Raw genomic sequence first — 11,764 nt, 5'->3', positions numbered from 1 at the left:
CGCCCGCGCCGCGGCACCTCGTCGTCGTCGGTGGCGGCATGGTCGCCCAGCGGCTCGTCGAGGCGCTGCGCGCCCGTGACGGCGCGGGCGCGTGGCGCATCTCGGTGTTCGCCGAGGAGCCGCGCAAGCCCTACGACCGCGTCGCCCTCACGAGCTACTTCTCGGCGCGCGACGCCGAGGAGCTGACGCTCGGCGACCCGGCGCTGTGGGACGACGAGCTCGTCACGTTGCACCGCGACTGCGCCGTCACGGCGATCGACCGGGACGCGCGGACCGTGACCGACCGGCTCGGCCGGGTCCACGCCTACGACGAGCTCGTCCTCGCGACGGGGTCCAGCGCCGCGATGCCGCCCATCCCGGGCAACGACCTGCCCGGCGTGTTCGTCTACCGCACGATCGACGACGTCGCCGCCCTGCGCGGCTGGGTCGAGGAGAAGCGGCGCAGCACGACGACCGAGGGCGGCTGGGAGCGCCCGGTGCGCGGCGCGGTCATCGGCGGCGGCCTCCTGGGCCTCGAGGCGGCGGGCGCGCTCAAGGCGCTCGGCGCGCAGGCCACGGTCATCCAGTTCGGCACGCACATGATGGACGCGCAGATCGACCTCGGTGGCGGCGAGGCCCTCAAGCGCCTCATCAACGGCATGGGGATCGCGGTCCGCTGCAACACCGGGACCAAGGAGATGAAGGTCTCCCGCAGGACCGGCCACGTGGGCCGGCTCGACTTCGCCGACGGAGGGCGGCTCGACGTCGACGTGGTCGTCGTCGCCACGGGCGTGCGGCCGCGCGACGAGCTCGCGCGGGCCGCGGGGCTCGCGGTCGGGGAGCGCGGCGGCGCGGTCGTCGACCTCGCGTGCCGCACCGAGGACGAGCACGTGTGGGCCGTCGGCGAGGTCGCGTGCATCGAGGGCCGCTGCATCGGTCTCGTCGCACCGGGCTACGCGATGGCGGAGGTCGTCGCGGACCGCCTGCTCGGCGGCGAGGCGACCTTCCCGGGCGCGGACACCGCGACCAAGCTCAAGCTCCAGGGCGTCGACGTCGCGAGCTTCGGCGACGCGTTCGGCCGCACCGAGGGCGCGATGGAGCTCGTCTACGCGGACCCGGTCGCGGGCGTGTACAAGAAGCTCGTCCTGTCCGACGACGCGCGCACGCTCCTCGGCGGCGTGTTCGTCGGCGACGCGACGCCGTACGCGTCGCTGCGGCCCATGGTCGGGGCGGAGCTGCCGGGCGACCCGGGCGCGTTCCTCCTCCCGGAGGGGTCGGGCGGCGGTGCCCCGGCGCTCGAGCTGCCCGACGACGCCACGGTCTGCTCGTGCAACAACGTCTCGGCCGGGACCATCCGCGGCGCGGTCACGGAGCACGAGTGCACCGACCTCGCGAGCGTCAAGGCGTGCACGAAGGCCGGGACGTCGTGCGGGTCGTGCCTCCCGCTCGTCAAGAAGATCACGACGACGGAGCTCACCCGGGCCGGTGTCGAGGTGTCCAACGCGCTGTGCGAGCACTTCGAGCTGTCCCGAGCCCAGCTCTTCGACGCGGTCCGCGTCGCCGACCTGCACACGTTCAGCGAGATCATCGGGCGGCTCGGCCGGGTGCCGGAGGCCGTCGAGGAGAACACAGCCACGGAGGGTGCGAGCCTGGTCCGCGACGCCGGCCGCGGGTGCGACATCTGCAAGCCGGTCGTCGCGTCGGTCCTCGCGTCGCTCGGCAACGGGCACATCCTCGAGGGCGAGCAGGCGACGCTCCAGGACACCAACGACCACGTCATGGCCAACATGCAGAAGGACGGCACGTACTCGGTCGTCCCGCGCATCCCCGGCGGGGAGATCACGCCCGACGGGCTGCTCGTGATCGGCCAGGTCGCGAAGGACTTCGGCCTGTACACGAAGATCACGGGCGGCCAGCGCATCGACATGTTCGGCGCCCGCATCGAGCAGCTCCCGCACATCTGGCGGCGCCTCGTCGAGCACGGCTTCGAGTCGGGCCACGCGTACGGCAAGTCGCTGCGTACCGTGAAGTCGTGCGTCGGGTCGACGTGGTGCCGGTTCGGCGTCCAGGACTCCGTGGGGATGGCCGTCGAGCTCGAGCTGCGGTACCGCGGCCTGCGCTCGCCGCACAAGATCAAGCTCGGCGTCTCGGGCTGCGCGCGCGAGTGCGCCGAGGCCCGCGGCAAGGACGTCGGCGTCATCGCGACCGACAAGGGCTGGAACGTGTACGTCGGCGGCAACGGCGGCTTCACCCCGCGGCACGCGCAGCTCCTCGCCGAGGACCTCACCTCGGACGAGCTCGTCCGCACGATCGACCGGTTCCTCATGTACTACATCCGCACGGCCGACCGGCTGCAGCGCACGGCCGCGTGGGTCGAGGACTACGAGGGCGGTCTCGAGGCGATCCGCGAGGTGATCATCGAGGACTCGCTGGGCATCGGGGCAGACCTCGACGCGGCGATGGTCCGGCACGTCGGCGACTACGAGGACGAGTGGCGCGCGGTCCTCGAGGACCCGGAGAAGCTGCGCCGCTTCGGCTCGTTCGTCAACGCGCCGGCCGAGCCCGACCCGGACCTCGCCTACGTCACCGAGCGCGGCCAGATCCGCCCCGCGACGGCCGCCGAGCGCGCCGCCGCCCTGGAGGCCGCCCGCACCGCGGGCGACACCGACCCCGCAGTCCTCACCGGCCCCGTCGTCATCGCGGGCGCAACCCTGGAGGTCCGTCGATGAGCGTCGTCTCGCAACCCGTCCCCGTCCTGGCCGGCGGTCCCGCCGCCGAGACCGGCGCCCCCGCGTGGGAGCGGGTGTGCCTCGTGCGCGACCTCCTCGTCGAGCGCGGTGCGGCCGCGCTCGTCGGCGGGGTGCAGGTCGCCCTGTTCCGCCTCCCCGACGACACGGTGCGCGCGGTCCAGCAGCGCGACCCGTTCTCCGGCGCGAACGTCATGTCCCGCGGGATCGTCGGGACGCGGGGCGGTGTACCGACGGTGGCAGGCCCGATGTACAAGCAGGTGTTCGACCTCGCGACCGGCCGCTGCCTCGACAAGGTGGGCTTCGAGCCGGTCGACGGCCTCGCCGAGGACCTGGCGACGTGGCCGGTCGAGGTGCGCGACGGCGTCGTGCACGTGGGGGCCCGGCCGTGACCACGCTGCTCGGGCTCGACCTCTCGGGCCGCACGGTGCTCGTGGCGGGCGGCGGACCGGTGGCCGCCCGCCGGGCCCGCACGATGCTCGACGACGGGGCGCACGTCCGCGTCGTGGCGCCGCAGCTGTGCGAGGACCTCCGCGACCTCGTCTGCGCCTCGCTGGGCACGGGGGGCTCGACCACGATCCGGCCGGGGGAGGCGACGACGTCGCCCGCTCCGGGCGCGCGCGCCGGGGACATCACCTGGGTGCCGCGCGACGTGCGGGAGGGCGACCTCGACGACGCGTGGTTCGTGCTCGCCGCCACGGACGACTCCGCGGTCAACCGCACGGTCGCCGACTGGTCCGCGCAGCGCCGCACGTGGTGCGTCAACGCGGGCGCCGCGCACGAGGGGAGCGCCCGCACGCCCGCGACGACCCGCAGCGGCGACGTGCTCGTCGGGGTCGTGAGCGACGCGAGGGCGCCGCTCGCCGCAAGCGCGGACGGCGAGCACCGCTCGGCCGACCCGCGCCGGGTCCGTGCGGTGCGCGACGCCGTCGCCGAGCACCTGCGCGCCGGTGGCGCCGACCAGCGACGGCACCGGCCCGCGCCGGGCGGGCTCGGCCGGGTGACCCTCGTGGGCGGCGGGCCGGGCGCCGTCGACCTGCTGACCGTGCGCGGGCGCCGGGCGCTCGCCGAGGCGGACGTGGTGGTCGCGGACCGGCTCGGCCCGGTCGACGTGCTCGAGGAGCTCGCGCCCGGGGTCGAGGTGATCGACGTCGGCAAGACGCCCGGCAACCACCCCGTGCCGCAGCACGAGATCAACGCGATCCTCGTCGAGCAGGCGCAGCGGGGGCGCGTCGTCGTCCGGCTCAAGGGCGGCGACCCGTTCGTCTACGGGAGGGGCGGCGAGGAGGTCGTGGCGTGCCGCGAGGCGGGTGTCCCCGTCGAGGTCGTCCCGGGCATCTCGAGCGCGCTGAGCGTCCCCGCGCTGGCCGGCATCCCCGTGACGCACCGCGGGACCGTCGCGGCGTTCCACGTCGTGAGCGGCCACGACGGGCTCGACGACGCCTCCCTCGCCTGCGTGCGTGATCGCGCGGCTACGCTGGTGGTCCTCATGGGTGTCTCGCAGCTCTCCCGCATCACGGCCCAGGCGCTCGACGCCGGGGCCGACCCGCGCCTGCCCGTCGCGATCGTGGAGAACGGCTCGACGCCGCGCCAGCGCGTGACGCGGGCGTCGCTCGGGGACGTCGTGGAGCGCGCCGCCCAGGTCGGGGTCCGGGCCCCGGCGATCATCGTGGTGGGGGACGTCGCCGCGGAGGGACGGCTCGACCCGGCGACGGTCGCGTGAGCGGCGAGGTCGTCCCGGCCGAGCGGGCGCTCGGGCAGGTCATGGCCGGCTGCACGGTGCTCGTGACGGCCGACCGCCGCAAGAACGAGCTCGCCGCCGCGCTCCAGCGCCGTGGCGCCGAGGTGCGCCACGCGCCCGCGCTGAGCATGATCCCGCACGTCGACGACCAGCAGCTCCTCGCGGGGACGCGCGCGCTCGTCGAGCAGCCGCCGGACGTCGTCGTGGTGACGACCGGCATCGGCTTCCGCTCGTGGGTCGAGGCCGCCGACGCCCACGGCCTCGCCGACGCCCTGCTCGAGGTGCTCGCCGACGCGCGGCTCGTCGCGCGCGGCCCGAAGGCGCGCGGCGCGATCCAGGCCGCCGGCCTGACCGCCGACTGGGTCGCGGAGTCGGAGACGTCGGCCGAGATCGCCGACGTGCTGCTCGGCGAGGGCGTCGCAGGGCTGCGCATCGCCGTGCAGCACCACGGGGCGGGGGCGGACGGCCTGGACGTCGTGTTCGCGGAGGCCGGCGCGGAGGTGTCGAGCCTCGTCGTCTACCGGTGGGGCCCGTCGCCCGACCCGGAGGCGGTGCGCGCGTCCGTCGAGGCGGCGGCGGTCGGCGAGATCGACGCCGTCGTCTTCACGTCGGCACCGGGCGCCGAGGCGTGGCTCGGCGCGGCCGAGGAGCACGGCGTCGGCAGGCTCGTCGTGTCGCGGTTCCGGGACGGGTCGATGGTCGCGGCCGCCGTCGGGCCCGTCACGGCCAAGCCCCTCGAGCACCGTGGCGTCACGCCGCTGCAGCCCGAGCGCGGACGCCTCGGAGCCCTCGTGCGCACGCTCGTCGCGCACTACGAGCACGCCGAGACGCTCGCCCTGGCGACCGTCGCCGGCGTCCTGCAGATCCGCTCGCGCGTCGCGGTGCTCGACGGCGCCGTGCTGCCCCTGTCGCCCAGCTCGCTCGAGGTCCTGCGCCTCCTCGCCTCGCGGCGCGGGGAGGTCGTGACGCGCGACGACGTGCTCGACGTGCTGCCCGGCGACTCGCGCGACCCCCACGCCGCCGAGGTCGCCGTCGCGCGGCTGCGCGAGGCCACCGGCCGTCGCGACCTCGTCAAGACCGTCGTCAAGCGCGGATACCGATTGGAGCTCGCATGAGCGCGGAGATCCTGGCCTTCCCGTCCGGTGCGTCGTCGGAGCGGTCGGACGGGGGCGCAGGGGCGGCGCCCGATGCGCGCCCGGTGCTCGTCGGCTGCTCGCACGGCACGGGCGACCTCTCCGGGCGCGCGGTGATCCGCGCGCTGCTCGACGACGTGCGCGCAGCCCGGCCCGACCTCGACGTGCGCGAGGCCTTCGTCGACGTGCAGCAGCCCGAGGTCGCGGACGTCGTGACGTCGGTCGTCGCGCCGGAGCAGGGGCTGCCGGGTGACGCCGTGGTGGTGCCGCTGCTCCTCTCGGGCGGGTTCCACGTGGGCGTCGACATCGCCGAGTCGGTCGCGGACCGCGGTGCGGGGACCGGGCAGGCCGCGGCGGCGACGCCGCTCGGTCCTGACGAGCGCCTGGTCGACCTCCTGGCGGACCGCCTCGCCGAGGCGGGCGTGCGGCCGCAGGACGCGGTGGTCGTCGCGGCGGCAGGGTCGAGCCGACCGGGCGCCGCGCGCGACGTCGAGCAGCTCGCCGCGGGCCTGCGCGAGCGCCACGCCGGTCCGGTGACCGTCGGGTACGGGGCGATGGCGAGGCCGTCGGTCCCCGACGCGGTCGCCGCCGCCCGGGCGTCCCTCGCCGTGAGCACGGGTGCACCCGAGGCTTCGGGCGACGGCGCGTCGTCGGGCACCGCGCCGGAGGGCGGGGCGCGCGTGGTCGTCGCGGCGTACCTGCTGGCGCCGGGGTTCTTCTACGACCGCGTGCTCGAGGCGGGCGCCGACGTCGTGACGGCGCCGCTCGCCCCGGACGCGCGGCTCACGGAGATCGTCCTCGACCGCTACGCCGCCGCCGCCGCGACCCTCGCGGGGTAGCACCCGGGCCCAGGGCCTACCTCACGGCGACGAGCGGGCGGGTCCGCGGGGCGAGCAGCGCGACACCGGCCGCGAGCAGGACCGTCACGCCGAAGCACACGACGTACGCCGCGAGGCCGAGCGTGGGGTGCAGCGCCCACAGCAGCGACCCCGTGACGGCGAGCGCGGTGGCGGCGGCCACGGCGTCGGACACCTGGAGCGCCGAGCTGTTCGCGCCCTGCTCCGCGACGGGCGACAGCTCGAGCGTGAGCACCGAGAGCGTCGGGTGGGTCATGCCCATGCCCAGGCCGGCGAAGGTCCACGCGACCATCCCGACGACGGGCGGCACCGCCGTCCACGCGAGCAGCGCCGCGCCTCCCACGCCGAGCGCGACGAGCGTCCCGCCGAGCCGGACGTACCCCGCGTGCGCGAGGCCCCACGTCGCGCGGCCGCGCAGCCACGAGCCCGTCGACCAGCCGACCGCGCCGAACGTCAGCACCGCGCCGGCGAGCGACGGGGACAGGCCGCGCTCGTGCGACAGCAGGAGCGGCAGCAGCACCTCGGCGCCCGTGAACGCAGCGGCGACGAGGCCGCGGATCGCGACGACGCTCGGGAGGCCCCGCGCGGCGCGCGTCGTGCCCCGCGGGAGGAGGCGCGGGACGGCCACGGCCACCGCCGCGAGCGACAGCACGAGCAGCACGCCCAGCGCGACGCCGCGCAGCTGGCCCGCGTAGTTGAGCGCGCCGATCCCCACGGCGGCCACCACCGCCCACCCGAGCGACGCCTGCCGCGCGGTGCGGTCGAGCGGCGGCTCGGCGTCGTCGGCCGCGGAGCTCGCGGGGGACGAGGCCTGGGCGGCGCGCATCCCCGGGCGCATGAGGACCAGCGCCGGGACCGCGAGCACCGGCACGGCGAGGAACACCCATCGCCACCCGACGTGCTCGACGACCAGCCCGGCGATGGCCGGCCCGACGATCGACGGGACCACCCACGCCGCGGCGAACGCCGCGAAGACCCGAGGGCGGCTCTCCGCGGGGAACACCCGGGCCACGAGCACGTAGAGCGCGACGATGTACAGACCCGTCCCCACGCCCTGCAGCACGCGGCCCGCGACGAGCACGAGCATGTCCTGCGCGAGACCGGCGACGAGCAGCCCCGCGAGGAACAGGCCGATGCCCGTCCACAGCGGGGTCACCGGGCCGGCGCGGTCGCTCCACCGCCCGGACGCGACCATGCCGACGACGCTCGACGCGAGCGACGCCGCGAAGGCGAGCGTGTAGAGCGTCAGTCCGTCGAGCTCGACCGCGACCGTCGGCATCGCCGTCGCGACGGCCAGCGCCTCGAACGCGCCGAGGAACACGAACGCGACCATGCCGAACAGCACGGTGCGCTGCGTGGCAGGCGTGAGCGGCGCCGTGGTGCCCGCACCCGCGCCGGGCTGCGCGTCGGGCCGCGTGCGCGGTTCCGCGGTCATACGAGGACCACCTTTCCGGTCGTCGTGCGCTCCTCGAGCTCACGATGGGCGCGCGCCGCCTCCGCGAGGGGCACCTGGTGGGTGACGACGCGCCACGTCCCGTCCGCCGCGAGCGCGAGGGCGCGCTCCTGCAGGGCGAACAGGTCTCCCCAGGGTCGGGCCTGGGGTCCCACGGCCCACCGTACGTCGTGGGAGGGCGCGCGTCCGCCGGAATTCCGGGCGTCGTGGCCGACCTCACCGCCGTCGTCCGGGCGCTCCGCCGCGCCGGCTGCGCGGTTGGCCGCGCCCGAGGACCAGCCGAAGAGCACGAGGCGGCCGCCGTCGCGCACGAGCGACGCGGCGTCCGTCCCGGCGTCGCCCCCGACGCCGTCGAGCAGCACGGTCGCGCCGTGCGGTGCGACGGCGGCGCGGGCCTCGTCGAGCCACCCGTCGCGCCGGTAGTCGACCGCGGCGAGGGTCCCGCGCTCGCCGTCCGGCGTCCCTGACGACGTGGCGAGAGAACGGACGAGCTCGACCTTCGTCGCTCCGCCCGCGAGCCCGACGACGCGTGCCCCGGCCGCGACGGCGGCCTGCACGAGCAGCGTGCCGAGGCCGCCCGCGGCGGCCGTGACGACCACGACGTCCTGCGCGGCGAGCTCCGCGAGGTCGAGGATCCCGACGGCCGTCCGTCCGGTGCCGATCATGGCGGTCGCGTCCGGCGCGGTGACGTGGTCCGGGACGCGGTGCAGCGACCCGACGGGCACGACGGCGAGCCGCGCGTACCCGCCGCCGTCCGGACGTGCGCCGAGGTGGGCGGCGACGCGGCGTCCGCGCCACGCGGCGTCGACCCCGGGCCCGACGGCGTCCACGACGCCGGCGACCTCGCGACCGGGGATCGTCGGCAGCGCGGGCAGGGGCAGCGGGCCGCCGGGCTCGCCGCGCCGCAGGGTCGTGTCGAGCAGGTGGACGCCGTGCGCGCGGACCGCGACGCGGACCTCTCCCGGCCCGGGGACCGGGTCGGGGACCTCGTCGAGGACGAGGTTCTCGGGCGGTCCGAACGCGTGCAGGCGGATGGCGTCCACGGGTGCTCCCTGGTCTGGTCGGTCGATCGCCGGGTCGGTCGATCGCGGGGGCCGGTCGGCAGGCCGGACCCTGCGGCCCGGGTCGGCCGCGCTGCTAGTCTCGAACCTCAACGAACGTTGAGGTCAAGCCCTGCGGGCACGGCCTCCAGGGACGACCGGAGAGAGCACCCGTGCCCGACGCCGTCTCGCCCCGCGACAGGGGCCCGTCCGCTGTCGCCGCGCCGTCGCCGGAGGACGAGCTCACCGTCGGTCAGCTCGCCGCGCGCAGCGGTGTCGCCGTCTCCGCGCTGCACTTCTACGAGCGCGAGGGGCTGCTCTCGAGCCGTCGCACGCCCGGCAACCAGCGGCGCTACCCGCGCGAGACGCTGCGCCGCGTGGCGTTCGTCCGGGCCTCCCAACGGGTCGGCATCCCGCTCGCCCGCATCCGCGCCGCGCTCGCCACCCTCCCCGACGACCGCACGCCGACCGCGAAGGACTGGCACCGGCTCTCCGTCGCGTGGCACGCCGACCTCGACGCCCGGATCGAGCAGCTCACGCGGCTGCGCGACCACCTCACCGACTGCATCGGCTGCGGGTGCCTGTCGCTGCGCCGGTGCGTGCTCGTCAACCCGCACGACGAGCTCGGGGAGGAGGGGCCGGGTCCTCGCACCCTGCTCGTCGACGGCCTCGACGACTGACGGCTCACCAGTTCTTGGTGCTGCCGCTCCCGCCGTCGCCGCCGTCGGACCCGCCGCCCGGCTCGCCGCCGTACAGGTCGCGGTACTCCTGCTCCTCGCGGTCGGCCTCGTCCCGCGCCTCGGAGTTCTGCTCCTCGAGCTGCTCCTGGCGCTGCTGCGCCTCGCGCTCGGCCTGGCTCTGCTGGTCGCCCTCCGCGCCCTCGCCCTCGGACCCCTCACCCCCCGACGCGTCGCTCTGCTCGTCGCCCTGCGAGCCGTCGCCCTCCTGCGGGTCGCCACCGCCCTGGTTCTCCGGCTGCGAGTCCTGCGCCTGCTGCTGCTTGTCCTCCAGCCGCTGCTGCGCCGCCTCGGCCTGCTCCTGCTGCTCGGGCGTCTGCTCGGACTCGCCGCAGTCGGGCCAGCCGCGCACCTGCTCGGCCGTCCCGTAGGACTGCTCGGCGTACTCGTACCAGTCCTGGACGTCCTGCCGCAGCGCGTCCGGGTCGGGCTCGGTGCCGTCGCCGTACGGGTCGAGCACGTCCTCGTCGTAGGGGAGGCCGGCGTCGCGTGCGGCGATCGCCTCCTCGACCGCGGCGAGCTCGGCCGCCTTGGTGTCGCCGTAGGCCATGTCGTCGTCGCCCGAGATCTCGTACGCGAGCGAGAGGTTGGTCTGGATCGTGCAGCGTTCCTCGGGCGTCTCGTCCTCGGCGAGGTCGTAGGACTTGTGGAGCGAGGTGATGGCGTCGTACGTCGACCAGGAGTCGCCGGCGCGGGCGTTCGCCGTCCCGGTGTTGAAGTGCGCCTTCCACGGCTCGACGAGGTTCATGGTGCGCTGGGACCCGTAGGTGCCCGCGGCGTCGTGGTAGGCGCCGTCGTCGTAGTCGCCGTGCGCGAACGACGCGATCGGCGCGAGGAACGTCAGCTTGAGGCCGAGCACGAGCAGCGCGACCACCACCGGCAGCGTCCCGAGCAGCCACCACGCGCGCCGGCGCAGGCGCGCGCGCCGCATCGCCGCGGCCGGGTGCACGGCGGGTCGGCGGCTCGGACGGGGTGGGGTCGGGGGCGGCGTCCAGCTCATCGGCGCACCTCCGCGCCCGACGACGCCCGGTCGCCGGGCCGCACGAGCGACCGGGAGGCGGACCGCGCCCAGAACCAGGCCTCGACGCCGAGCAGGACGACCAGGGCGAGCGCGAACGGCCACACGACGGGGCGGTACGACGTCACGTCGCGACGGCCGTCCGCGGCGACCTGCTCGGGGTCGACCCCCGCCACGAGCGACGCGGTCTCCGTCGGCTCCGTGCGGTGGACGTACGGGACGCCGAGCTGGTCCGCGAGGGCGCCGAGCGTCTCCTCGTCGATCGTGGAGAGCGCGGCCACGGGCTCGCCGTCCTCGCTCGGCTGCGACCAGTCGACGATGTACTCCGCGTCGGCGGGGTCGACGTCCGGGTCGTACTCCTTCATGCGCCCTCCTTCGGCGGTGCCGTACCCGAGCACCGCGCCGCCGTCGACGAGCGGTGCGAGGTCGGCGAACGACCGCGGCTCTCCCTCGGCGGTCTGCTCGCCGTCGGACAGGAAGAAGACGAGGCGCGTGTTCGCCGGGTGCAGCTCGGCGGACCCCTCGAGCGCCGACCTCAGCTCGTCGAGCGGGCGGTCGGTGAGCGAGCCCTGCGAGTAGCGCGTGATCTCGCGGCGGAACGTCTCGGCCCACGACGTGATCGCCCGGGCGTCGGTCGTGAGCGGGAGCTGGCGCGAGGCCTGCGAGTCGAACGAGATGACCGAGTAGCGTGCGCCGGGGATCGCCTCGGTGAGGCTCACGACGTCGTGCCGCACGCCGTCGAGGCGCTCCTGGTCCCGGGCCGGCCCGTAGTCCTCGGCGGCCATCGACCCCGTGCGGTCGACGACGAAGAACATGTCGACGTTCGTCACCGACGTGTCGCGGTCGGTCGACGTGACCGACGGGCCGAGACCGATGACCGCGAGCAGCAGGACCGCGCCCGTCCGGCGCACCCAGGCGGCGCGCGGCGCACCCGGCCGCACGGCGCCGTCGGGCCCGGTCCGGCCGGCGACGACGGCCTGCCAGACCGTGAGCGCGAGCAGCGGCACGACGGCGAGCGCGAGCGCCCACACGGGCACGAGGGGCTGGAGGCTCATCCGT

General features: G+C 76.0%; 10 protein-coding genes. 6 read left to right on the top strand and 4 right to left on the bottom strand.

What is annotated here, in order from left to right:
- Positions 1-38: 38 nt before the first annotated feature.
- From nirB to ACWPWV_RS05465, 5 genes are read left to right on the top strand one after another with little or no spacing between them, the layout of a single operon-like run.
- Positions 39-2,708 carry a nitrite reductase large subunit NirB gene (nirB, locus tag ACWPWV_RS05485; protein ID WP_454042817.1) on the top strand — a complete coding sequence of 890 codons (2,670 nt, stop codon included), beginning with the start codon at positions 39-41 and terminating at the stop codon, positions 2,706-2,708.
- Positions 2,705-3,118: a nitrite reductase small subunit NirD gene (gene nirD / locus ACWPWV_RS05480; RefSeq protein ID WP_454041928.1), complete on the top strand. Its 414-nt coding sequence runs from the start codon at positions 2,705-2,707 to the stop codon at positions 3,116-3,118. The genes nirB and nirD overlap by 4 nt, the downstream gene beginning before the upstream one ends.
- Positions 3,115-4,449 carry a uroporphyrinogen-III C-methyltransferase gene (gene cobA, locus ACWPWV_RS05475; protein ID WP_454041927.1) on the top strand — a complete coding sequence of 445 codons (1,335 nt, stop codon included), beginning with the start codon at positions 3,115-3,117 and terminating at the stop codon, positions 4,447-4,449. The genes nirD and cobA overlap by 4 nt, the downstream gene beginning before the upstream one ends.
- 41 nt (positions 4,450-4,490) lie before the next feature.
- A complete protein-coding gene (locus ACWPWV_RS05470; RefSeq protein ID WP_454042816.1) occupies positions 4,491-5,582 on the top strand; it encodes a uroporphyrinogen-III synthase in 1,092 nt (363 codons plus the stop codon).
- Positions 5,579-6,439, top strand: coding sequence for a sirohydrochlorin chelatase (locus tag ACWPWV_RS05465; protein WP_454041926.1), 861 nt, complete (start codon positions 5,579-5,581; stop codon positions 6,437-6,439). The genes ACWPWV_RS05470 and ACWPWV_RS05465 overlap by 4 nt, the downstream gene beginning before the upstream one ends.
- A gap of 16 nt (positions 6,440-6,455) precedes the next feature.
- Here the strand turns inward: ACWPWV_RS05465 and ACWPWV_RS05460 are convergent, their stop codons facing one another.
- Positions 6,456-7,892: an MFS transporter gene (locus ACWPWV_RS05460; RefSeq protein ID WP_454041925.1), complete on the bottom strand. Its 1,437-nt coding sequence runs from the start codon at positions 7,890-7,892 to the stop codon at positions 6,456-6,458.
- Positions 7,889-8,953, bottom strand: coding sequence for an alcohol dehydrogenase catalytic domain-containing protein (locus ACWPWV_RS05455; protein ID WP_454041924.1), 1,065 nt, complete (start codon positions 8,951-8,953; stop codon positions 7,889-7,891). Before ACWPWV_RS05455 ends, ACWPWV_RS05460 begins: the two co-directional genes overlap by 4 nt.
- Before the next feature lie 170 nt (positions 8,954-9,123).
- Between ACWPWV_RS05455 and soxR the strand changes: the two genes are divergently transcribed.
- Entirely contained in the window at positions 9,124-9,630 is a 507-nt protein-coding gene (soxR, locus tag ACWPWV_RS05450; RefSeq protein WP_454041923.1) for a redox-sensitive transcriptional activator SoxR, read from the top strand.
- 4 nt (positions 9,631-9,634) lie between these two features.
- Here soxR and ACWPWV_RS05445 read toward each other — a convergent pair whose 3' ends face one another.
- A complete protein-coding gene (locus tag ACWPWV_RS05445; protein WP_454041922.1) occupies positions 9,635-10,687 on the bottom strand; it encodes a hypothetical protein in 1,053 nt (350 codons plus the stop codon).
- Positions 10,684-11,760, bottom strand: coding sequence for a vWA domain-containing protein (locus ACWPWV_RS05440; protein ID WP_454041921.1), 1,077 nt, complete (start codon positions 11,758-11,760; stop codon positions 10,684-10,686). Before ACWPWV_RS05440 ends, ACWPWV_RS05445 begins: the two co-directional genes overlap by 4 nt.
- Positions 11,761-11,764: the final 4 nt, after the last annotated feature.

This window comes from Cellulosimicrobium sp. Marseille-Q8652 (assembly GCF_965112045.1).
This window is presented reverse-complemented; position numbering and strand designations above follow the sequence as displayed.